The 24,397-nt window shown below is 40.4% G+C and carries 21 protein-coding genes; 8 read left to right on the top strand and 13 right to left on the bottom strand.

What is annotated here, in order from left to right:
- Positions 1-14 precede the first annotated feature (14 nt).
- On the bottom strand, positions 15-794 hold the full coding sequence (truA, locus tag BUF13_RS18065) for a tRNA pseudouridine(38-40) synthase TruA (protein WP_073573230.1): 780 nt from the start codon (positions 792-794) through the stop codon (positions 15-17).
- Positions 795-882: 88 nt separating this feature from the next.
- Here truA and BUF13_RS18060 point away from each other — a divergent pair, with 88 nt between their 5' ends.
- Both BUF13_RS18060 and BUF13_RS18055 read left to right on the top strand, forming a co-directional pair.
- Positions 883-1,467: a hypothetical protein gene (locus tag BUF13_RS18060; protein ID WP_073573229.1), complete on the top strand. Its 585-nt coding sequence runs from the start codon at positions 883-885 to the stop codon at positions 1,465-1,467.
- Between the two features lie 10 nt (positions 1,468-1,477).
- Positions 1,478-1,693: a DUF2442 domain-containing protein gene (locus BUF13_RS18055; protein WP_073573228.1), complete on the top strand. Its 216-nt coding sequence runs from the start codon at positions 1,478-1,480 to the stop codon at positions 1,691-1,693.
- A 277-nt stretch (positions 1,694-1,970) separates the two neighbouring features.
- Here the strand turns inward: BUF13_RS18055 and leuB are convergent, their stop codons facing one another.
- Genes leuB through ilvD form a run of 9 tightly spaced genes read right to left on the bottom strand, consistent with a single transcriptional unit; the run spans position 1,971 to position 13,132 of the window.
- Entirely contained in the window at positions 1,971-3,038 is a 1,068-nt protein-coding gene (gene leuB / locus BUF13_RS18045) for a 3-isopropylmalate dehydrogenase (RefSeq protein WP_073573226.1), read from the bottom strand.
- Positions 3,007-4,593 (bottom strand): alpha-isopropylmalate synthase regulatory domain-containing protein, encoded by a 1,587-nt coding sequence (locus tag BUF13_RS18040; RefSeq protein ID WP_073573225.1) that lies wholly within the window; start codon positions 4,591-4,593, stop codon positions 3,007-3,009. The genes leuB and BUF13_RS18040 overlap by 32 nt, the downstream gene beginning before the upstream one ends.
- Before the next feature lie 26 nt (positions 4,594-4,619).
- Positions 4,620-5,210, bottom strand: coding sequence for a 3-isopropylmalate dehydratase small subunit (leuD, locus tag BUF13_RS18035; protein WP_073573224.1), 591 nt, complete (start codon positions 5,208-5,210; stop codon positions 4,620-4,622).
- Positions 5,211-5,222: 12 nt separating this feature from the next.
- A complete protein-coding gene (leuC, locus tag BUF13_RS18030; RefSeq protein ID WP_073573223.1) occupies positions 5,223-6,629 on the bottom strand; it encodes a 3-isopropylmalate dehydratase large subunit in 1,407 nt (468 codons plus the stop codon).
- A 2-nt stretch (positions 6,630-6,631) separates the two neighbouring features.
- Complete coding sequence (locus tag BUF13_RS18025) at positions 6,632-8,140, bottom strand: 2-isopropylmalate synthase (RefSeq protein ID WP_073573222.1); 1,509 nt, start codon at positions 8,138-8,140, stop codon at positions 6,632-6,634.
- An 18-nt stretch (positions 8,141-8,158) separates the two neighbouring features.
- Positions 8,159-9,202, bottom strand: coding sequence for a ketol-acid reductoisomerase (ilvC, locus tag BUF13_RS18020; protein ID WP_073573221.1), 1,044 nt, complete (start codon positions 9,200-9,202; stop codon positions 8,159-8,161).
- Between the two features lie 42 nt (positions 9,203-9,244).
- A complete protein-coding gene (gene ilvN, locus BUF13_RS18015) occupies positions 9,245-9,745 on the bottom strand; it encodes an acetolactate synthase small subunit (RefSeq protein ID WP_073573484.1) in 501 nt (166 codons plus the stop codon).
- A gap of 8 nt (positions 9,746-9,753) precedes the next feature.
- Entirely contained in the window at positions 9,754-11,448 is a 1,695-nt protein-coding gene (gene ilvB / locus BUF13_RS18010; protein WP_243839775.1) for a biosynthetic-type acetolactate synthase large subunit, read from the bottom strand.
- Positions 11,449-11,452: 4 nt separating this feature from the next.
- Positions 11,453-13,132, bottom strand: coding sequence for a dihydroxy-acid dehydratase (gene ilvD, locus BUF13_RS18005; RefSeq protein ID WP_073573220.1), 1,680 nt, complete (start codon positions 13,130-13,132; stop codon positions 11,453-11,455).
- Positions 13,133-13,659: 527 nt separating this feature from the next.
- On the opposite strand from ilvD, the gene ispE reads away from it, so the two are divergent.
- Positions 13,660-14,466: a 4-(cytidine 5'-diphospho)-2-C-methyl-D-erythritol kinase gene (gene ispE / locus BUF13_RS18000; RefSeq protein ID WP_073573219.1), complete on the top strand. Its 807-nt coding sequence runs from the start codon at positions 13,660-13,662 to the stop codon at positions 14,464-14,466.
- Positions 14,467-14,470: 4 nt separating this feature from the next.
- Here the strand turns inward: ispE and BUF13_RS17995 are convergent, their stop codons facing one another.
- Genes BUF13_RS17995 through tgt form a run of 3 tightly spaced genes read right to left on the bottom strand, consistent with a single transcriptional unit; the run spans position 14,471 to position 17,594 of the window.
- Complete coding sequence (locus BUF13_RS17995) at positions 14,471-15,388, bottom strand: DMT family transporter (RefSeq protein WP_073573218.1); 918 nt, start codon at positions 15,386-15,388, stop codon at positions 14,471-14,473.
- Entirely contained in the window at positions 15,389-16,462 is a 1,074-nt protein-coding gene (locus BUF13_RS17990; RefSeq protein ID WP_073573217.1) for an LptF/LptG family permease, read from the bottom strand.
- Between the two features lies 1 nt (position 16,463).
- The gene (gene tgt / locus BUF13_RS17985) at positions 16,464-17,594 is read right to left on the bottom strand and encodes a tRNA guanosine(34) transglycosylase Tgt (RefSeq protein WP_073573483.1); all 1,131 of its coding nucleotides are present in this window, start codon (positions 17,592-17,594) and stop codon (positions 16,464-16,466) included.
- Between the two features lie 122 nt (positions 17,595-17,716).
- On the opposite strand from tgt, the gene BUF13_RS17980 reads away from it, so the two are divergent.
- From BUF13_RS17980 to BUF13_RS17960, 5 genes are all read left to right on the top strand, one after another.
- Entirely contained in the window at positions 17,717-18,853 is a 1,137-nt protein-coding gene (locus BUF13_RS17980) for a glycosyltransferase (protein WP_073573482.1), read from the top strand.
- Positions 18,844-19,455, top strand: coding sequence for a sigma-70 family RNA polymerase sigma factor (locus BUF13_RS17975; RefSeq protein ID WP_073573216.1), 612 nt, complete (start codon positions 18,844-18,846; stop codon positions 19,453-19,455). The genes BUF13_RS17980 and BUF13_RS17975 overlap by 10 nt, the downstream gene beginning before the upstream one ends.
- Entirely contained in the window at positions 19,455-20,099 is a 645-nt protein-coding gene (rsmG, locus tag BUF13_RS17970; protein WP_073573215.1) for a 16S rRNA (guanine(527)-N(7))-methyltransferase RsmG, read from the top strand. Before BUF13_RS17975 ends, rsmG begins: the two co-directional genes overlap by 1 nt.
- Positions 20,100-20,744: 645 nt before the next feature.
- Positions 20,745-23,555 carry an outer membrane beta-barrel family protein gene (locus tag BUF13_RS17965; protein WP_073573481.1) on the top strand — a complete coding sequence of 937 codons (2,811 nt, stop codon included), beginning with the start codon at positions 20,745-20,747 and terminating at the stop codon, positions 23,553-23,555.
- Positions 23,556-23,583: 28 nt separating this feature from the next.
- Positions 23,584-24,324, top strand: a complete 741-nt coding sequence (locus tag BUF13_RS17960) for a GLPGLI family protein (protein ID WP_073573214.1) — start codon at positions 23,584-23,586, stop codon at positions 24,322-24,324.
- The last annotated feature ends 73 nt before the right edge of the window (positions 24,325-24,397 follow it).

Below are 24,397 nucleotides of genomic sequence, written 5' to 3'. Positions count from 1 at the left end.
AAACGCCTAGAGATTTATTTAAGCTGAGTTTCCCAAAGGAATAAACCATAAGCAGGAGCGGCTGGTATTTTCTCCCAATCTGAATCCGGGTTCGAAAGTCTATTCTGAATTTCCTCCAAGCTCCATTCTCCAGCCCCAACATACCAAATAGCTCTCATCATTTTCCGAACTTGATGATGCAAAAACCCATCTCCTTCGACTTCAAAGCAATAGATTTTATCCTGAAAAAAATCTATACCCAATCCTTTTTCTAGGCGGATGTCAGAAAAATTTATTGTTCGGGTAAAATTTGATTTTGTATCCGATGGTGTACAAAAAGCCTTAAAATCATAGCTTCCTTCGAATGCCTTTGCTGCCAGATTCATTTGATCCAATCTCAAATCCTTGAAAACGGGAACTACAAATGAGGAAGAAAAAGCATGATCAGCATTTCGAGCAAAGAAATATCGATAGGTTTTCTTCTGAATTTCCTGAATCAAATTAAAAGATCTATCCACTTGTTTTACCTCGTGGATCAAAATCTCTCCCCCTAAATTCTCATTTAATACAGGAATCAGTTCCTGCCAATCAACCTCAAATTTTAAGAAAATCTGGAAATATCCCTGCTTACAACTAACCCCAGAATCCGTTCTACTCCCCCCCATGATCGTAAAGTCATTATGCCCCAATACATAGCGAAACACACGTTCGATTTTCCCTTGAATAGTCGGTTGACCCTTTTGGATCGCCCACCCTTTATATCTGGCACCGAAATAGGAAATGGTGAATAGGTAAGTAATAGGTCTTAGCTGCAAATCTTCTTAGGTTAAAAACTCCACTATATTCAATTCTTGGAGAGTTGATATGGTATGACTAACTTGATCTAAACCCAAAAATACTCTTATGAAAGCAATTATAAGCACCCTTTTAATATTTGCAGGAATTTCTGCATATGCACAAACAGCTCCTTCCAAAGATATTCAGATAGTAATGGCACTGCTGGCTGCCCCTGAGGATCAACGGGAAAATGCCACAGTTTATGGATACGATACTGATGGAGACATTATCCTTCTTAGACAAGGAAGTAACCAAACGGTTTGCCTGGGTGATGATCCAAATAGAGAAGGTCTTAGTGTTGCGAGTTATCATATTTCCGCTCAGCCATTTATGACTAGAGGATGGGAACTCAAAAAAGAAGGGAATACTTTTCAGGAAATCTTTGATATCAGAGAAGCAGAATCAAAAGACGGGAAGCTCCAATTGCCTGATCAAGGAAGTGTTTTAAATGCTCTGACTGCTGATGAAGCTGATGTGAATTGGGCTACTGGAGAGGCAAATAACACCTATACACGATCAGTGATTTATATTCCTTGGGCTACCGCTGAAAGCACAGGACTCCCTTTAAGCCCTGCAGGACCAGGACTGCCATGGATTATGAATCCAGGAACACACCGTGCACATATCATGATCAATCCGGCGAGGGATTGAATTTGGGATTATGGAAACTGAAGTAACTTTCTTTGAAGACCGGATGATAATCTCAAGAAACGGGGTGAAAGTGATTCTGGATGTAAGGGAAGTTTCCACTAGGCTTTTTGAAGCTTCAGAGGAAGAACGTATTTTATACAAAATTTCTCCATCCGGCTATGGAATCCACTGGCCTATGATCGATGAGGATATTTCCGTCAAAGAATTAGTCAAAGACCATGAATGATTTAAACCCAAGTAAAAGTTGGGCAGCTAGACCTCACCACGTTGAGGGTGTCCCAATGATTGTTTATATTTTTTTCATCTTGATTTGTTTGCTTTTTAGCTTCTATATTTTCTACCGAATTAAAAAAGACCGAAAGCCATCTCCTCCAAACGCAAAGATGAATGCAATAGATCAAGCCATAAAATCGTCAAAAAAACCACCCCGTTTCTGAGGTGGTTTTTCTTTTGAAATTCGAGATTGCAAATCTCGAATAGCTGAAGTTTTGTAAGGATAAGTTTTAACCCAAAATCTTCGCAGCCAACCAATCGCCGACTTCTGAAGTTTTGTAGGCTTTTCCGCCTTCTGCGATATCTTCTGTCACCACTCCCTCGGCAAGTGAAAGATTCACCACGTCAGAAATAGCTTTCGCTTCTTCTTTCATATCAAAAGCGTACTCAAACATCATCGCAGCGGAAAGAACGGTTGCCAATGGGTTGGCTATGTCTTTACCAGCAGCTTGAGGATAAGAACCGTGAATTGGCTCAAACAATTTAACATTGGAACCCAAAGAAGCAGATGGCATCAAGCCCATAGAACCTGAAATCACAGAAGCCTCATCGGTCAAGATATCACCAAAAAGGTTTTCAGTGATCAATACGTCGTATGCTTTTGGCCATTGGATCAACCTCATTGCAACAGCATCTACAAATTCGTATTCTACTTTCACATCTGGATATTCAGCTGCCAATTCTTGAACAGTCTCTCTCCACAATCTGGAAGTAGCCATTACGTTAGCTTTATCCACACAGGTCAAAACTTTTCTTCTCTTTTGTGCAGCTTCAAAGCCCATTCTTGCCAAGCGGACGATTTCTTCTTTGCTATACACATTGGTATCGAAAGCTTTGGTTCCTTGCTCGTTTCTGCCTCTTGGCTCTCCGAAATAAACACCACCAGTCAATTCTCTGAAGAAAACGAAATCAACACCTTCCACTCTTTCCAATTTTAACGGAGACTTATGCACCAAAGAAGGGAATGTAAAAGTAGGTCTTACGTTAGCAAACAAGCCCAATTTCTGACGCATTCTTAACAATCCTTGCTCTGGACGAACCTTAGCCTTAGGATCATTGTCATATTTTGGATCTCCAATAGCACCGAAAAGTACCGCATCTGCAGCAGCACAAATTTCATGAGTAGCATCTGGATAAGGATCTCCAGTTGCATCGATTGCCGCAGCACCGACTACTCCTTCTTTGAAACTGATTTCATGACCGAATTTCTGTCCAACGGCTTTAACTACTTTGACTGCTTGAGCAATCACTTCAGGACCGATGCCGTCACCCGGCAACAGCGCGATATTCATTTCCATAGTAAGTGGATTCTTCTTTATCTGGATTATAATTAATTGATTCGATGATGTTTAGCATTTTTTCGGTAGCCATCATCGCAGCCACCGTTTGATCGGCATCCAAGCCTTTCGTTTTAAATATTTTGCCATACTCCCAGGTAATCACCGTCTCCACAAATGCATCGGTTTTACCTCCCGGAGGAATAGAAACATGGTAATCTGTCAACCTTGGAAGTTCTTTTCCTAAGGTTTTATAAATCTTTTTCAAGGCTTTCATGAATGAATCATACTGACCGTCTCCGGTTGCGATTTCATCATAAAATTTCCCGAAAATTTTCATCCTCAATTGAACTGTTGGCTTTAAACCCTTGGAATGGGTCATGTGATAACCTTCAATGCTGATATGCTTGGAGATAGAATTGTTTTGCAACACATCAGAAATTATGTATGGCAAATCTTCGGTGGTTACCCTCTCCTTTTTATCGCCCAATTCAATGATACGCTGAGTCACTCTAGCTAATTCATCTTTCTCCAATGAAATACCGAGTTCCTCCAAATTCTTTAAAATATTCGCCTTTCCGGAAGTTTTCCCCAAGGCATATTTTCTCTGACGACCAAATCTTTCCGGCATCAGATCATTGAAATACAGGTTCTTTTTATTGTCTCCGTCTGCGTGGATTCCAGCAGTTTGGGTAAATACATTTTCACCAACTACAGGTTTGTTCGCAGGGATATGTTGCCCTGAAAATTGCTCTACTAATTTAGAAACACGGAAGATCTTTTGCTCCTGCACCCCAATCTCCAGATCAGTAAAATCTTTGATCACGGCGATCACAGACTCTAAAGGCGCATTCCCAGCTCTTTCACCCAAACCATTGATGGTCGTATGAAGACCAGATGCTCCATGAAGCAAAGCCTCCATGACATTGGCCACAGAAAGATCGTAATCGTTGTGTGCGTGGAAATCGAAATGAGCTGTCGGGAATTTTTCTCTGATTAAATCAAAATAATCCCTCACTTCATCCGGAGAAAGTAAACCCAAGGTATCAGGAAGCATGATCCTGACAACTGGCTGCTTGGTCAAAAACTCAATCAAGTCCATGGTGTACTCTTTCGAGTTTCTCATACCATTGGACCAATCTTCCAAATAGACATTAACTGCTACACCATTTTCTCTGGCATAGTTGATAGACTTTTCAATATCTGCAAAATGCTGTTCTGGAGTTTTTTTCAACTGGTGCACCAAATGATTCAAAGAACCCTTGGTAAGCAAATTCATCACTTTGGCTCCGGCAGAAAGTATCCAATCTACAGAAGCAGGCGTATCTACAAAGCCCAATACCTCCACACGATCCAAATACCCCTTTTGGGCAGCCCATTGGGTAATTTTCTGAACACCTTCCAATTCACCGTCAGAAACTCTTGCAGAAGCAACTTCAATCCGATCAATTTTCAATTCATCGAGCAGGAGCTTTGCTATCTGGAGTTTTTCTGATGGCAGAAAGGAAACACCTGAGGTCTGTTCACCATCCCTCAGGGTTGTATCCATTATTTCTATTTTGCGATTAGCCGTCATTCTAATTCGAATTGGGTTGGGATCGCTTAACGATCAGCAGCAAATGCGTCGATTTCGGTTGACATGTTCAACAAATAGTCGATATCATCAAAACCGTTTTGCATGTTACTTTTTTTGTACTCGTTGATATCGAAAGATTCAAATTCACCAGTTGACAAAAGAGTAATCTTTTGCTCAGGTAAATTGACTTCGATCTCAGTGCTTGGTTCTGCTTCGATAGCAGCCAAAAGCTTGTCAGCAAATTCAGGAGAAACTGTCACTGGAAGTACTCCAATGTTCAAGCAGTTATTCTTGAAGATATCTGCAAAGAAACTGGAAACCACACATCTGAATCCATAATCATAGATTGCCCAAACAGCGTGCTCACGGCTGGAGCCAGAGCCGAAGTTTTTACCTGCAACCAAGATTTTTCCACTATAAGTAGGGTCGTTGAGAACAAAGTCCTTTTTAGGATTTCCTTCTACGTCATATCTCCAGTCACGGAACAAGTTATCACCAAATCCGGCTCTTTCTGTTGCTTTCAAGAAACGAGCAGGGATAATTTGATCAGTATCCACATTCTCTGTAGGCAATGGAACTGCTGTGCTGGTCAATACTGTAAATTTATCGTAAGCCATTTTTTCTACTTTTTAATTTTCAAAAACCTCTCTTGGATCAGTGATTTTACCTGTAACAGCTACTGCTGCTACGGTCAGAGGAGATGCCAACATGGTTCTCGCTCCTGGTCCTTGACGACCTTCGAAGTTTCTGTTAGAGGTGGAAACAGCATATTTTCCAGAAGGAATCTTGTCATCATTCATGGCAAGACAAGCTGAACAACCAGGCTGACGCAATTCAAACCCAGCTTCTTCCAAGATTTTCACCAAACCTTCTTCATGAGCTTGTTTTTCAACTTCTCTAGAACCTGGAACGATCCAGGCAGTAATATTATCTGCTTTTTTATGTCCTTTTACAAACTCAGCAACTGCGCGGATATCCTCGATACGACCATTGGTACAAGACCCTACGAACACATAGTCTACTTGCTTACCTTTCACAGGCTCACCTGGCTCGAAGCCCATGTAGTTCAAAGATTTCAAATAAGAAGTCTTATTAGATCCTTCCATACCTTCAGTTGAAGGAATGTTACCTACCACTTTGATTCCCATTCCTGGATTGGTTCCATAGGTAATCATCGGCTCAATATCAGCAGCATCGAAGTTATATTCTTTGTCGAAAGTAGCTCCTTCGTCTGTTTTCAAAGTTTTCCAATAAGCTACAGCTTTGTCCCACTCTTCACCTTGAGGTGCATATTGCTTTCCTTCCAAGTAGTTGAATGTAGTTTCATCCGGAGCGATTAGACCACCACGTGCCCCCATTTCGATGGACATGTTACAAATGGTCATTCTCGCTTCCATAGAAAGATTTTGGATCGCAGATCCAGCATATTCTACAAAATAGCCAGTAGCACCTGCAGCAGAGATTTTGGAAATGATATACAAGATGATATCCTTAGATGTCACTCCTTTTCCAAGCTCTCCGTCAACGGAAATTCTCATTTTCTTAGGTTTGGACTGCATAATACACTGCGTAGCCAAAACCATCTCCACCTCAGAAGTACCAATACCAAAAGCTATCGCTCCGAAGGCACCGTGAGTAGAAGTGTGAGAGTCACCACAAACGATAGTCATTCCCGGTTGGGTAACACCCAGCTCAGGTCCGATCACGTGAACAATTCCATGATGGGCAGTACCCAAGTCATGCAATTCAATCCCATACTTTTTACAGTTTTCACGAAGCTTTTCAACTTGCATGCGGGATAGTTTGTCCTTGATAGTTTGGTCCTGATCTACCGTAGGTACGTTATGATCAGGTGTAGCTATGGTACGATGAGGATATTTCACACCGATACCTCTAGTCTCCAAGTTAAGGAATGCTACAGGAGAGGTTACTTCATGGATAAAATGCTTATCGATGAAGAAAACATCTGGGCCAGCTGGTACTGATTTGACCACGTGGGAGTCCCAGATTTTATCAAATAAAGTTGTCTTTTCCATAATTAGGCAGTCGCGTATTCTTTGACTGGTATTTTGTTCAATGCATCTACAAATGCTTGGGCTGAAGCCAAAACGATATCTTGGTTGGATGCAAATCCATAGTAAGGCTTGTCGGATTTTATCAATCTCATGTGAACTTTTGCCACATCGTCAGAACCATGGGTAATCGCTTGGATCAGGAATTCTTCCAAATCAACTTGAGGCTTCACGATTTGCTCGATAGACTTCAAAACCGCATCCACAGGACCTACTCCAGTAGAAGAAGCTGAATAGGAATCATTTCCGATTTTCAAGGATACTTCGGCATTAATCTCACCATTGGAAGAGTAAGAAATATTTTCCAATTCAATAAAATTGGATTCATCCATATACTTACCTACCAATTCAAGCAAATCTTTTCTACCGATATCTCTTTTTGAATCAGCCAAAACCAAGAATGCTTCATAAACTTGTCTCAACTCTTCGCCTTCTAGCTCAACGCCCAAAGCATCCAAATGGTGCTTCAAAGCAGCTCTACCAGAACGAGCAGTCAATACAATTGAAGATTCTTCAACACCCACTTCTTTCGGGTCGATGATCTCGTAGTTTTCTCTATGCTTCAAAACTCCGTCTTGGTGGATACCGGAAGAGTGAGCAAAAGCATTTCTACCTACGATCGCCTTGTTTGGCTGAACAGGCATATTCATCAACTTAGAAACTAAGCGACTGGTTTTGTAGATTTTAGGGGTAACGATATCTGTATGAACAGGGATGGATTGATGACATTTGATCGCCATCACCACTTCCTCCATAGAAGTGTTCCCTGCTCTTTCACCGATACCATTGATAGTAACCTCAACTTGACGAGCACCGTGTTGCACACCTGCAACGGTATTGGCTGTAGCCATACCCAAATCATTATGACAATGAGTTGCGATGATAGCCTTGTCAATGTTAGGCACATTATTTTTCAAATTGGCGATGATCGCTCCGTATTGCTCAGGAAGGCAATATCCTGTAGTATCAGGAATATTCACGACTGTCGCACCGGCTTTGATCACTTCCTCAATGATTTTGCAAAGGAAATCAGGCTCTGAACGACCTGCATCCTCAGCGTAAAACTCCACATCATCTACAAAGTTTCTAGCAAACTTAACCGCTGCCACTCCCCGACGAATAATCTCGTCAGGGGTGGAGCGTAATTTGTATTGAATGTGATAAGGTGAAACACCAATCCCAGTATGAATACGCCCTTTTTTGGCGTATTGGAGAGCTGCGGCTGCGACTTCAATATCCTTTTCTACAGCTCTAGAAAGGGCACAAATGATTGGATTAGAAACGGCCTTCGAAATCTCCTGAACAGAGTTGAAATCACCTGGGCTGGAAATAGGGAATCCAGCTTCAATAATATCTACTCCCAGTTCTTCTAAAGCTTTCGCCACCACAATTTTTTCTCGGGTGTTCAACTGACATCCCGGCACTTGCTCCCCGTCTCTCAGGGTAGTATCAAATATCCACAGCTTGTCACTCATAATCTTCAGGTTTGGGTTTTAGTTATTTTCTGGTCTCAACTGACGGACGACAGCACCTGCCTGCCACATTTCAGACTCTCTCAATTCTTTCAATTCTTCTTCCAACTTCTCTCTGTAGTCAGTTTTAGAGTTGGAGTCGATAGACTTCTGAGCTTCTTTACCAGTTTTTACAGAATCATACAATTCTTCGAAAACAGGCTTGGTTGCATCTCTGAAAGGTTTCCACCAATCCAAAGCACCACGCTGAGCTGTAGTAGAACAGTTGGCGTACATCCAATCCATTCCGTTCTCAGCTACCAATGGCATCAAAGACTGAGTCAATTCTTCAACAGTTTCGTTGAAAGCCTCAGAAGGAGTGTGACCATTTGCTCTCAATACTTCATACTGAGCAGCAAAGATTCCTTGGATAGCTCCCATCAAAGTACCTCTTTCACCAGTCAAATCAGAAGTTACCTCACGGTAGAAATCAGTTTCGAACAAGTATCCAGAACCAACACCGATACCCAAAGCAACAACTCTGTCTTTAGCGTTTCCAGTTGCATCTTGATAGATTGCATAAGAAGAGTTCAATCCTCTACCTTCAACAAACATTCTTCTCAAAGATGTTCCAGAACCTTTAGGAGCAACCAAGATCACATCCACATCAGCAGGAGGAACAATACCGGTTTTCTCTTTGTAAGTCACACCGAAACCATGAGAGAAGTACAATGCTTTTCCAGGAGTCAAGTGTTTTTTAACAGTTGGCCAAAGTGCAATTTGACCAGCATCAGATAGCAAAAACTGAAGGATGGTCCCTTTTTCGCAAGCTTCCTCCAATTCAAACAGGGTCTCCCCAGGAACCCAACCGTCAGCGACAGCCTTATCCCAGGTTTTGGAGCCTTTTCTTTGGCCCACGATCACGTTGAAGCCATTGTCCTTCAAGTTCAAAGCTTGACCTGGACCTTGTACACCATAGCCTAGCACAGCGATTACTTCATTTTTCAATACTTCACGTGCTTTTTCCAGAGGAAACTCTTCTCTGGTTACTACGTTCTCTTCAACGTTGCCAAATTTTAATTTCATAATAAGATAGGTATTAATTATTTGAGTTTGATTTTCAACTATTTACTTCACAAAAGAGTCAATGGTCAGCATTCTTTTTGCTACAGCAACTCTTCCGGATCGGGCGAATTCCAAAAGGTCATAACCTTTAAGAATTTCCAGCAATTCTTGTGTTTGTTCTTTGTGTCCAGTTAATTCCAATACAACAAATTCCGGTTCTGCAGCAATGATTTTTGCGTTGTGCTGGCGAATGACTTTTTCCAAGCCTCCGTCCAATTTTGCTACAGGGATTTTGTACAAGGCTATCTCTTGATAGACTACCGCTTCATCTTCATGATAAAATGCTTTAATCACGTCGATGATTTTTTCGATCTGATTGACGAGCTGAATGACGGTTTCCTCAGAGGCTGTCACCTCAATGGTGATTCTGTGGATTCCTTCCAGTCTACTTTCAGAGGCTGTCAGTGCATCGATATTTATCCCCCTTCTGGTGAAAATAATGGTGATGCGATTGAGTATACCGATAAAGTTTTCGGTAATGACAAAGATGGTATAACGCTTCATAGGCTCTTTTAGCTTAATCTGACTTCCTCCACAGAACAACCTGTGGCTATCATAGGAAATACATTATCTTCTTTTTCCACGACTACCTCCAAGAAATACGGTCCATCGTGAATCAACATATCTTCTATCGCCTCATTCAAATCTCCTCTTTCTGTAACTTTTTGAGCGGCAATCCCATAGGCTTCTGCAATTTTCACGAAGTCAGGATTATCCAATTCGGTAAATGAATAGCGCTTGTCAAAGAACAATTGCTGCCATTGTCTTACCATTCCCAGATAATTGTTATTCAATAGAACAATTTTCACAGGGGCTTTGGTCTGCATAATTGCGCCCAATTCCTGTATTGTCATTTGAATACCTCCATCACCTACTACACAGACTACTTGTCTAGAGTAATCATGCAATTGAGCTCCAAGGGCAGCTGGTAAAGCAAAGCCCATAGTACCCAATCCACCAGAGGTCACCTGAGTTCTACTCTTTTTATAATTGAAGTATCTCCAAGCGATCATCTGATGCTGACCAACGTCTGTCACCAATACAGCATCATCAGCTTTGTACTGATTTACTTTATTGATCACTTCACCCATAGTCAAGCCCGTTTTGGTTGGAGTAACATCATGCTGTACAACAGCTTCTTTCTCCATCTGCTCCAACTCTCTGAATCTTGCAATCCACTCTGGATGCTGTTTTTTGTCAACTGCTTCGGTCAACATTGCCAAGCTTTCTTTGCAATCTCCCAAAACAGCCACTTCAGTTTTTACATTTTTATTGATCTCAGCAGGATCCAATTCCAAGTGAATAACTTTAGCCTGCTTAGCATATCTTTTCAGATCTCCAGTTACCCGGTCGTCAAACCTCATCCCAACAGCGATCAATACATCGCACTTATTGGTCAACAAATTTGGAGCATAGTTTCCATGCATACCAAGCTTTCCTACAAAGTTTGGATGATCCTGAGACAATGCCCCAGACCCCAATAAAGTTGAAGCAGCCGGAATACCTGACTTGTCCAAGAAAAACTTCAATTCAGCTTCCGCTTTTCCCAAAACTACACCCTGACCATACAATACATAGGGTCTTTCCGCATTATTAATCAATTCAGCAGCCTGCTTGATTGCAGTTTTTTCAACCGGAATATGCGTCTTGTAGGATCTAAAGCCTAAACAAGGAGTGTAATTCATCTCACCAAAGTCTACCTGTGCATCCTTGGTAATATCAATCAAAACAGGACCTGGACGACCAGATCTTGCGATGTAAAATCCTTTTGCAATCGCTGGAGCAATATCTTCTACTCTACGAACCTGGATATTCCATTTGGTCCCTGGCATGGAAATACCAACGACATCAGTTTCTTGAAACGCATCCGTTCCCAATAAATGAGATGCCACTTGCCCAGTGATACAGACGAGTGGAGTACTGTCTATTTGAGCATCTGCCATACCTGTGATCAGGTTTGTAGCACCAGGGCCGGAAGTTGCCAAGCAGACGCCGACTTTTCCGGAGACTCGTGCATAGCCTTGCGCCGCGTGGATTGCTCCTTGCTCGTGACGTGTCAGCACATGCTTAATTTGTTCATGATAGTCATACAATGCATCGTAAACAGGCATAATGGCCCCGCCAGGGTAGCCAAATATGATTTCTGCCTGCTCAGCAATCAGAGATTGGACAACGATGTCCGCTCCTCTAATCATTGTTCCCTTCATAGGCTTAGAATTTATCAGTCACACAACCTTCAGAGGCTGTAGAAACTAGTTTGTTGTATTTTTTCAAAGTTCCTTGAAGCCCTTCAGTGGCTTTAGGAGACCAAGATTTTTTTCTTTCAGCAAATTCCTCATCACTTACCTCCACGGATAGAGTCAATCCATCAGCATCAATAGTAATGATGTCTCCATCTTTGATCAATCCGATAGGACCTCCAGAAAACGCTTCAGGAGTCACGTGACCTACCACGAAGCCGTGCGTTCCACCAGAGAATCTACCATCCGTAATCAAAGCCACATCAGATCCCAATCCAGCTCCAATAATCATGGAAGTTGGTTTCAACATCTCAGGCATTCCAGGACCACCTTTTGGCCCGATATTTCTGATCACTATCACTTCTCCTTTTTGGATTTGATGATCTCTGATTGCATCATTGGCTTCCTGCTCAGAATCAAATACGTGAGCCGGACCAGTGAATGAGCTTCCTTCTTTCCCTGTTATTTTGGCCACAGCACCTTCTGGAGCTAGATTACCAGATAGGATACAAAGGTGTCCAGTCGCTTTGATCGGAGTTTCCAAAGGATGAATCACATTGACCATAGAAACTGTTACAGGCTCAATATCTTTTAGATTTTCTTCAAGGGTTTTTCCTGTTACAGTCAGGCAATCTCCATGAAGGTATCCATTATTTAGCATGTATTTCATGAATGCAGGTACACCACCTTGCTCATGAAGATCTTCCATCATGAATTTTCCAGATGGCTTGAAATCACCTATCATTGGCACTCTTGCATTGATGGCTTTGAAGTCTTCAATGGTGAAATCAATTCCTGCAGTTCTTGCAATTGCAATTAAGTGCATCACAGCATTGGTACTGCCTCCTAGAGCAATCGCAACAACAACAGCATTTTCAATACTCTTGCGAGTAATGATATCGCTAGGCTTGATATCCTTTTCCAAAAGGATTCTCATGTACTTATTCACCTCGCGGCATTCTCTCAACTTCTCTGGAGAATTTGCTGGATAGGAAGAAGAATATGGAAGAGACATTCCCATAGCCTCAATCGCTGATGACATAGTATTGGCAGTATACATACCTCCGCAAGCACCTTGACCAGGACAAGCGTTACGAATCACTCCATCATAATCTTCATCTGAAATCGCCCCATTAACACGCTTACCAAAAGCCTCGAAAGCAGAAACAATATTCAATTTCTCTCCTTTATAATGTCCTGAAGCAATTGTACCACCATAAACCATGATTGCGGGCCTATCAGTACGGATCATTCCCATCACAGCTCCAGGCATGTTTTTGTCACATCCTGCTACAGCGATAGTTCCATCAAAAGAGTGCCCTAAAATAAAGGACTCAATAGAATCTGCGATGATTTCTCTGGAGACCAGAGAATAACGCATTCCCAAAGTTCCCATAGAGGTACCATCAGAAACTCCAATGGTATTAAAAATTAAACCGGTCAGATCATATTCCTGAGAGGATTGTTTGATCAGACCGGCAAAGTCGTTCAGGTGCATATTGCAGGGATTGCTTTCATAGCCGCAGCTAGCTACCCCCACAAAGGGTTGTTTCATTTTCTTATCGGACAAACCAGTCGCATACAACATGGCCATGCCTGCTGGATGTTCAGGATTATCAGATATTTCCCAACTGTACTTTTTCAGGGTCATAATTATTAGGGTATAAAAAAAGTGCCTCATTGGGCTGAGGCACTTATGTTTTTTATTTGATTTTAGATAATAGTCTAGTGCCTCACATTAACATCCAATGAGAATAATAAAGCTTAGCAAAACGACCACTCTGTTCATATTTTTTTTGAATTGAATACAGTTCCTCTTAGAACTATGGTTCAAACTTACTCCCGAAAAATCAGACTTACAATATTTAATTCGCCTTTTTATTACAGAAGCAAAATATAAAGTATTGTAAAATAATTTTTTTCGAAATATTATACTTTAAAAAATCCAGATTTCTCTTATTTTTTAGATCAAGATTTTATTTTTTCACTATTTTCAAAATTAAATATTGATTTGCATAAAATTCAATATTTCTCAGAAAAGATTTTCTTTTTTTTAAGGAAAAAATCATTAGCAACATCTTCATTAAAATAGAGTTCATTTTTTTGAAGATTCTTTAATTAATTTTTCAAACTTTTTGAATTCGAATTTCCCTCTAATTTTGTCACAAAGCTTTTCTGATGATATCATTCCCTAACGCAAAAATCAATTTAGGACTTCACATCACTTCCAAAAGGAAAGATGGCTACCATGAAATAGAAACATGCATGGTTCCAATACCACTTTATGATGCACTGGAGATCATTATAGATAAAAAAGGCGGCTGGGAAAGCACTGGTACTCCGATCCCTGGAAACTCTAAGGATAATTTGATACTAAAAGCTCAGCAATTACTGCGAAAGGATTTTCAAGGACTACCCAACCTCAAAATTCATCTACATAAAAACATCCCTATGGGAGCAGGTTTGGGAGGAGGCTCTGCTGACGGAGCTTTTGCATTAAAACTCATGAGTAATCTGTACGATCTCCATCTAGAAGATTTTTTCTTGGAAGAATATGCTGCGCTACTGGGAAGCGACTGTCCCTTCTTTATCGAAAACACTCCCAAAATAGCTAAAGGAAGAGGCGAGATCTTGAAACCAATTGACATTTCATTGAAAGGGACTTATTTGGTTTTGATAAACCCGGGTATCCATATCGGGACCAAAGAAGCATATGCGGGTGTGACACCTGGAGTCCCGAAGGTCAAACTAGAAGAAGTTTTAGCCGACAAATCCAGGTGGAAAGCGGAATTAGTAAATGATTTCGAGGCTAGTATCTTTCAAAATCATCAAGAGCTCGCCGAAATCAAATCACAACTCTATAATGCTGGAGCCTATTATGCCGCCATGTCAGGATCTGGATCCACCATGTTTGGATTGTTTGATGAAAAACCTGAAAGTCTTGAGGTAAATCCAAAATTTTTCAATTTCACCTACCAACTTTAACTGATTACCCTAAAGTCCTAACCGGCTTTTTCCTCCTCCTATTCCAATAATTCAATACTGGGTAAATCAATACGGATATAAGAATAATCAGTGTACCATAATAAAACTCAGGAGTCATTTTTTCACTTTCTCCAAAAATCAAAACAGCCAGAACTATCCCATAAACAGGCTCTAAGTTCACAGTCAAATTGATAGAAAAAACGCTCAATCTTTTCATCAACTCTACAGAAACAGAAAAAGCATAAACGGTACAAATCCCTCCCAAAAGGAATAACCAAAACCAGTCTAGACCATGCCAAGCCCATTGAATTGGCACCCCATCATTGAATCCAAAAGAATAAACTGGTAAAAAAAGTAAAGAAAAGATGCAGGCTCCTGCCATTTCATAGAAAGTGATTTGATAGGGACTATGTCGCTGAGTCAGACGACCATTGATTACGGAAAAAACAGCTGCTAAAAAGGCAGAAACCAAAGCCATCGACAAACCCAACCAGTAGCCTGATTCAAACTTAAAAATGACCAATAAGCCAGAAATCACAATCAGTCCTAAAAGCACCTCATACCATTTGATCTTAGTCCTATTAATAAAGGGCTCCACAAATGCTGTCCAAAGGGATGTTGTAGCCATTCCTGCCAGACAAACTGAGGCTGTAGAAACCTTAGCCGAACCAAAAAACAGAATCCAGTGAAGGGCTATCAAACAGCCTGTCCCAATCACTTTCCACATTTCATGAAAAGGAATCAAAACCGGCTTTTTTCGAAACCACATTAATATCAGCACTCCAACTGAAGCAATCAGCGTCCTATAAAACACCAATTCTAGAGCTGGAAGTGTAATCAGTAAACCTAAAATAGCGGTAAAACCCCAGATCAATACGATCAGGTGAAGCATCAAATAATCTTTGATAGAGCCGCCTTGCATTTACCTTGGAACTGTTTTGTACAACAACAATCCCATCAAAGCAAAAACAATATTTGGCATCCAAACAGCCAAAATCGGATATTCGGCTCCATTCTCAGCAAATGTTCTCGATAGCAAAAACAACAGGATATATAAAAAAGCGAGTAAAAAGCCCATTGCAATTTGGAATCCAGAACCCCCACGAGTCTTCCTCGATGACATGATCACTCCAATAAATGTCAGGATTAGTGCAGCAAATGGCGACATAAAACGAACATAGCGCTCAATTTTATAATACTCCACATTGTCAGCACCTCGATCTTCCAATACCCGAATCTGCCTACTTAACTGAGGAAGCTTCAGTGTTTCATGGTGATTTTCAGGAACTCCAAAATCGTCTGGAACAATTGATAATACAGTGTCTCTGTCATCTCCCACAGTCCAAATCTCCTTGCGATCCTTTAACTCTCTCAACCTCCAATTACGCAAAGTCCAAGTATGTTTTGCTGTATCCCATTCAATCCTATCTGCAGAAAGTTTTGCTAGTAGCTTCCCATCCTCGATAGTTTCTAGCGTGAAATTATATCCTTGATTGCTGGTTTTGTAAAACCTGCTAAAATAGGCATAGCTATTTTCACCCACCTTCATGTGAATATTCTGATCGGTAGTTGTTTTACCCTTTTCTAAGTAAACTAATTTGAAAACGGTCATGCTTTCAGTAGCTGCAGGAAGAATCCATCCATTTAGGTAAAAGCTAGCAGCCCCAATTAAAGCTGCCCCCATCAGAAATGGTCTTAACAACCTAACAAAACTAACCCCACTACTTAAAATAGCCACGATCTCTGTTCGTCCAGCCATTTTAGAAGTAATGAAAATCACGGAAATGAAAACCGTAATTGGAGTAAGGAGATTGTTCAAGTACAAACCATAATTCCACATGTACCGAAGTATCTCATTCGTCGGTACCTGATTAGAAATATACTTGTCATTTTTCTCGGTGAAATCTAAAACCAACACCACCATGATCAACATAAGAACTACAAAAAAGTAGGTCTTCAAGAAGTCCTTGATGATGAGTTTATCGATTAATTTCATATTAGAGTCTAGTACTCACTTTTTTAACCATGTGATCCTTCCAAACGGCAAAATCTCCCGCTAGGATATGCTCTCGAGCCTGTCCGACAAGCCAAAGATAAAAGGCCAAATTATGAATACTTGCTATTTGAGCCGCCAAAATCTCCTTAGAAATTGTTAAATGACGCAAATAAGCTTTGGAATAGAATGTACTCGCATAGTTTCCAATTGCTGGATCTATAGGAGTAAAATCATCCTTCCATTTTTCATTCCTAATATTGATGATACCTTCTGAGGTGAAAAGCATTCCATTTCTGGCGTTTCTTGTTGGCATTACGCAGTCAAACATATCTACGCCTAAAGCGATGCATTCCAAAATATTCGCTGGCGTCCCAACCCCCATTAAATAGCGAGGTTTATCATTCGGAAGGATATCAGTAACCAACTCCGTCATCTCATACATCATCTCAGCAGGCTCACCTACAGAAAGTCCACCGATTGCATTTCCTTCTCTTCCTCGAGAAGCAATAAATTCAGCACTTTTTTGACGTAAATCCTTGTAAACCGAACCCTGCACAATTGGAAAAAGTGTTTGGCTATAACCGTATTTCCCTTCAGTGGAATCAAAACGATCAATACATCTATCCAACCAGCGATGGGTCATCTCCATCGAATTTCTTGCATAACCATATTCGCATGGATAAGGAGTACACTCATCAAAAGCCATAATGATATCAGCACCTATGGTCCGCTGGATATCCATTACATTCTCAGGGGTAAAATGATGCTTCGAACCATCGATATGAGATTTGAACATCACCCCATCTTCCTTGATTTTTCTGGTTCCAGAAAGAGAAAAAACCTGATACCCTCCACTGTCAGTCAAAATCGGTCCATCCCAACCATTGAATTTATGAAGACCTCCAGCCTTTTCCAGAACATCCAATCCAGGACGGAGATACAGGTGATAGGTATTCCCCAAAATGATCTGGGCTTTGATATCTTCCTTCAATTCTCGCTGATGAACTGCCTTGACACTGGCAGCAGTGCCTACAGGCATAAATATCGGTGTTTGGATGGTTCCATGATCCGTTTCCAGTTGTCCCGCACGGGCTTTGGATTGAGGATCAGCATGCTGTAAAGTAAACTTCATCTTTTTTGATTTCTGACCTGTGGAGATAATCCACGTTTTGATGGGTTTAGCCTGCAAAAATATCCACTTATTCTTAAATGAATGCTCAAATTGCTTTTATATTTGCCCAGCAAAATCGACCTATGGGCCTTTTTTTACTTTGGTTTCTCTTTGGATTTGGAATAATCATTCAGGTAGTCTACCTACTGGTGATTTTTGGGCGCACTGCCTTTTTCAAAACCCCAAAAACTAAGCCCAATTCGGGCGAAGAAGAGCCTGTAACCGTAATGGTGGCAGCTCACAATGAGTTTAAAAACCTCAAGACTCTGATTCCCAAACTTTTCGAGCAGGATTATTCGAAATACGATGTCATGATCATCAATGACAGAAGTACAGATCGAACCAAGCGCCTGATCGAGGAAATGATGGCAATCTATCCACGTCTTCGCTCTGTCACTATCAAATATACCCCGGATCATGTCACTGCCAAGAAATATGCATTGACTTTGGGTATCAAAGTGGCCAAAAACGACGTCATTTTATTGACAGATGCGGATTGTATTCCTGCATCCGATCAGTGGATCAGAAAAATGACTCAGCCGATAAGGGAAAAGAACAAAACGTTTTCAATAGGGTATTCCGGTTACGAGCAAGCTAAAGGATTCCTAAACAAATGGATTCAGTTTGAAACCCTTCAGACTGCACTTTATTATGTATCCTTTGGTTTATGGAAATCTCCATTTATGGGAGTTGGTAGAAATCTATGCTATCGCCGAAGCTTCTTTATGGAAGTCAAGGCATTTAAAGATCTTTGGCATATTGAAGGGGGCGATGATGATCTATTTGTCAACAAATACGCTACTGGGAAAAACTCCTCGCTAGTATTGGATCCAGAGGCCAACACTTGGTCAAAACCCAAAGAGAACTGGAAAGAATATAGAATCCAGAAAAAAAGACATCTTCACGCCGGAAAATATTATCGTGGAGAAGACAAGAGAAAAATCGGTTTTTACACTATTTCTCACGCATTATTCTGGATTGGAAGCCTAGGATTACTTATTTATTTCGGAATTGAGCGAAACTGGGAACATTTTCTTTTAGTTTTCGGTATTATTCTAGTGAGGTCACTACTCTTGCTGGGGATTTTCTCTTCGGCAAGTAAAAAAATCAATGGTTCAAAAATTCCTGCAAATATCCTAATCAATGACTTTTTGTATTTAGGTTATTTTTGGATTTTGGGATCAGTTTCCCATCAGGCAAAAAACATTCAATGGAAGTAAACGAGCGCGGATTTTCAAATAAGGCACTGGAAGATTTTGATCTAATCGACAAAGCGGTAGATGAAAAAGATCAGCAGGCCTACGCTACCCTTATGAAGCGGTACAAAAAGGCCGTTTATTTCATGATCTTGAAAATGATCAGAGATGCCGATGATGCGGAAGATTTGACCATGGAGGCTTTTGCAAAAGCTTTCAAAAACCTCCATCGTTTTAAAAAGGATTATACTTTTTCTACCTGGCTTTTCCGAATTGCCACAAATAACACCATTGATTTCATCAGGAAGAAGAAACTCAAAACCATGAGTTTGAACAATACCCTTTCCGATGATAGTGGAAATTCCGTAAACATTGACGTGGAAGATGATGACAATAATCCTCAGGACGAATTCATCAAGTCCCAAAGAATTGAAATGGTTCGTATTTTTGTGGACAAACTTCCTGCGAAATATAGAAAGCTGGTTCAATTGCGGTATTTCGATGAACTTTCATACGAAGAAATCGCGCAAGAACTAGACAAACCACTTGGAACTGTCAAAGCCCAGCTTCATAGATCTAGGGAATTACTTTACGAAATCGCCGCAGGCAAAGAAAAACACATCTGATGAATTCAGGAACACAGCTGATCCTATTCTATTTCCCTGATTTGACTGAAAGGCAAATCGAACAATTGGATCGACTTCAAGACTTATATACCGAGTGGAACTCCAAGATCAATGTGATCAGCCGCAAGGATATGGAACAGTTTTATATCCGCCATGTATTGCATTCATTGGGTATTGCTAAAGTGATGAGTTTTCAACCGGGCACTAAAGTTTTGGATATCGGAACTGGCGGTGGATTTCCCGGAATTCCATTAGCTATTCTTTTTTCAGACACCCATTTTCATTTAGTTGATTCTATTGGCAAAAAGATTTCTGTTGTCAAGGACATTGCGAAGCAACTGAAGCTTTCCAATGTGGAAGCCCAGCAAGCAAGAGCTGAATCTTTGGTGAGAAAATATGACTTTGTAGTGAGCCGTGCTGTGACCAGAATGGCAAATTTTTACCCTTGGGTCAAAGGAAAAATCAAGAAAGAAGATTTCAATGAATACCCAAATGGTATCCTTTACCTCAAAGGTGGGGATGTAGATGAGGAGATGGAGGAAACAAGAAAATCCTATGTCACCTACCATTTGGAAGACTATTTCAAGGAAGATTTTTTTGAAACCAAAAAAGTCGTTTACATGCCTTGGGAGGACAAAAGGTGATTTTTTAATTAAAAGATCATTCCTAAAAACTAGCAAATGAAGAGGGGATTAACTCTCCCTTCATTTGCTTATTTCTTTTTTAACCCTTGACAATTAGTACAGTCTGATTTTTGAAGAGTAATAAACTCATTGTAATTCCTTTTTCAGAAAAAAGGCAAAATGAATTACCTAAGCCACATTTCGCTGCTAGAAAAGCGACCTTTTTTAATTGATTTTTCACTAGGAATACCAAATCCTAAAACTTTCTCTAACATTATTTAACAAAGTAGTTACGCTACTTCAAAAAAATAATCGTTAATATCATCGCATTAAAATACTTATCAGAATAACTGTTTGGTGAATATTCATTTCAATCGAAAGGTAAAATTGATTGATAGGATTTTTGAAATCATCAAGCATTGCGCAAAGCAAAAAAGATGGAGGTTAATGACTTCTATTTTTTGGAAATCACGCTTCAGGGCCGAGTGAATGAACAAAGGATTCTTTTAGTTGAAAACATAAGCATACCATTTTTCAACTTTTTCAGTTTCATCCACTATCATTTTTGAGTACATCATTTTCCAAAAAGATTAGCTGATAATGATTTTGGAAGGGAATCTAGTTTTTGAGACCGCTTTTATAATTAATAATATAACCTTGAATAAAATGAAATTTTTCCTTTCATTCTTTCTTTTGCTAGCCATCACATTTGCTACGCAAGCCCAATCTAAACTAACTATTAGGGGAACGGTAAAAGATACTACCGACACCCCACTCGACTACACATCTGTTCTACTTCTTAGTCCACAGGATTCTGCCTTGGTAGCTTATACTTTGACTAATAAGGCAGGAGAATATCAATTCAAGAATGTAGATCGTCAGCCATTGCTAATCAAAGCAACTTATATGGGATACATCCCTTTCCAAAAGGAACTGAATCTACCAGAATCTGACGAATTAGAATTAGAAGAAATTGTTCTAATCCCTATACTCCAAGAGCTATATGAGGTGGTGGTGAAAGCTGCCAAAGCACCATTGATGATGCGTGGAGACACATTGGAGTATGACGCAAGTAAATTCAAAGTGCCACCTGGAGCGACTCTTGAAGAACTTCTCCGAAAACTCCCCGGGATGCAAATAGACGCGGATGGAAATATCATTGCTCAAGGGCAACAAGTCCAGAAAGTAACGGTTGACGGCAGACGGTTTTTTGGAGGGAATACAAAGATGGCTACCCAAAATTTGAATGCTGAATCCATTAGTAAGCTCCAACTATATGACGATAAGTCAGAACAGGCCAAACTCACGGGAGTAGATGACGGAGTGAAAGAAAAAACGTTGAACGTTGAGCTAAAAGAAGAAGCTAAAAAGGGAGGGTTCGGAAAGATCTCAGCAGCTGGAGGGACAGACGATAGATGGTCTTCCAATGCATCCTTTAATAAGTTTGACAAAACAAACCAATTTTCAATCATAGGCTACGGGAATAATGTCAACCAAACCGGTTTGAGTTGGGATGACCTTCAGGAGTTTAGGGGGAGCAGTGCATTCCAATTTGGAGATACCGGAGATTTCGGGTTTAATGGAGGTGGAATGTCATTCATTTCATTTGGAGGAGATCGTGAAGAATCCTTCGAAATCCCTTTCAACAACCTAAGTTCAGGCTTTTCGAACAACCAGGCTTTTGGAGTGAATTATAATTATCTGAAAGACAAAAAGGACTTTAGTAGTAATTATTTCTATAGCCGAAGTGACCAAATCATTGAAAGTTTCAATTCCAGAACCACATTCCTTGAAGACGAAACTTCCTTTACCTCCACCGACAAAAGCAAGCAAAACAACGTAGCTGGGCATCACCGGGTAAATCTACGTTTTCAAAATGAGCTTGACAGTACCAATACCATTACCCTCACGGGAAAAGGAAGGCTAAGCTCTCTGACTACCTCATTAGCAAGTTTGCAAGAGCTGATACGAAGTAGTACCGAACAAAGCCAAATGGAACGTGATAACCAAAACGATAGATGGTCTGGCGCCTTCCAAGCCACTGCAATCTTTAGGCATAAATTCAAGAAAAATGGAAGAAACTTCGCTGCTAGCATCAGCAACACCTATAGCAAAGCAGACCAAGATGGCATCCAAAAATCTGTCGTAGACCTTGTTAATTCTACAGACCCAAACACCTATTTCAGAAATTTGGATCAGGTAAATGAAGCATTGAATAGTTCTAACCAATTCAAGACAAGTTTGCTTTTTGTTGAGCCTATCAAAAAGACCCTTTTTTGGGAATCATTCTATAATTTCAGCCTTTCAAATAGCGAAACTGATCGCAAAGTATACGATGTTGAGGCAAGCGATACTCCAGAGCTGAACCCTGATCTCAGCCGGTTTTTTGACAACACAATTACTTACAACCGATTGGGTTCCAGTATTAGGTATGCCAACAAAGGCTCCAACCTAAGTGTGGGTCTGGCAGCATCCAACTACAATTTGAACGGTCAGTTTTCAGTATTAAAAGACAGTGAGACTCTGGGAACAGTAGACAAAAACTACCTCAATCTAACTCCAAATCTGTCATTCTGGAAAACCATGAAGGGCAATAAGCGTCTCAACGCAGGATATTCCATGGGAGTAACTCCGCCAAGCATTTCTGATCTACAGCCTTTCAAGGACATTTCTAATCCTTTGTATATCCGAGAAGGAAATCCCGATCTAAAGCCTGAAGTTGCTCATTCCTTAAATGCAGGGTACAATATGTATGACCCAGCTACATTTATTAATTTCCAATTTTCTTTGAATTCAACTTTCTACGAAAGCCAGGTGGTTCAAAACCAAACCATAGACCCAGAAACTTTTGTCACTACTTATAAGGCGGGAAATGTTTCTGGAGGACAGCGCTATTATTCATACATTGGTTTTGGGTTCCCTATCGTGAAAACCAAATTCAATGCATTCATTAATGCAAATCCATCCTATACTAAAAGCCTGACCCTAATCAATTCCTTGGAAACGGAAACAAATACCTTTAGCCATAATTTTAGGGTAAGCCTGGACCTGACTCCTTTGGAATGGTTTAACCTATATGCTGGTACCTCTTTCCGTCTGAGTAAAACCAAATACGAACAGAATCCTTCTCAGAACCAGGACATTATTAACTGGAATGCTTATACGAACATGAACATTAAGCTTCCAAAGAATTTCTACCTGGACGTGAAATTCAATTATAACAGATATGAAAATGAAAGCTTTGGATTTGATCAGGAAGTACCCATTATGAATGCCTTTATCTATAAACTTCTCGGTGAGGCTAAAAAATGGGAAGTTAGGCTTTCTGCCTATGATATCTTTAAGCAAAATCAAACAATCAGTCAGTACGCCGGTCAAAACTTCGTTTCCACCGGAAGGATTGAAACTTTATCGAGATATTTCCTACTTGGAGTGACTTACAATATGCGAGGAATAGAAATCAAAAAAAGAAGATAACACAAACTAGCCGTCAACTTTTATATCAATGAAATTAATTCTTAAGACAATTGCGCTGATACTGATTACCACGGGATTACAAGCCCAAAATATAGTGGGAGAGGTAGAATATCGATACAAAATTTTCTATGACAAAATCTATTCAAGTCTCCCCCATCTTACCCAGCAGGAAAGGGACAGGATTCTACTTACTTGGGGGAACGAAGAAGGCTATAGCACACGGATGAAACTCCAGTTTTGGCCAGAAAAAAGTCTCTACACCTATGGAGCCCCTTATGTAGTGCAAAGCTATTCTTGGCAGGTAGAAGATTATATCATTGAAAACAATCTTCAAGACCAAACTTATCTGAAATTCATGGATCAAATGGGCAAAACATATGTGGTTCGTGACAGCCTGAATCCTCCAAAATGGAGGGTAATGAATGAAATACGCGATATCCTTGGACATATGTGTATGAAAGCAGTGAGTGAAGACAGTATCAAAGGACAAAAGATCACTGCTTGGTTTGCATCTGACATCCCCGTTCCAGTCGGTCCTGAAGAGCTATATGGACTGCCCGGTTTAATATTAGCCTATGACATCAATGACGGTATGCTTATCGTTGAGGCTGAAAAAATTGAATTTGGAGAACCTGAGGAAATCATCTCTTTCCCGAAAAAATTGAAAGGAAGAGAGGTAACAGGCAGTGAATATCAGGAATTGGTTAAGGACTTTATCCAGACTTCCGTTGAAAGCAAGCGAGCTTGGATGTGGGGTTTAAGGTATTGAAAACTTAGCATCCAGTTGGAAGCTGCATAGAAAAACTGAATTAGGAGAGAAATTACTAATTCATCACAGGATG

Source organism: Algoriphagus zhangzhouensis, assembly GCF_900148515.1.
GTDB classification, from domain to species: Bacteria; Bacteroidota; Bacteroidia; order Cytophagales; family Cyclobacteriaceae; genus Algoriphagus; species Algoriphagus zhangzhouensis.
The sequence above is the reverse complement of the archived record's forward strand: the minus strand, read 5'-3'. Positions and strand labels throughout refer to the sequence as shown.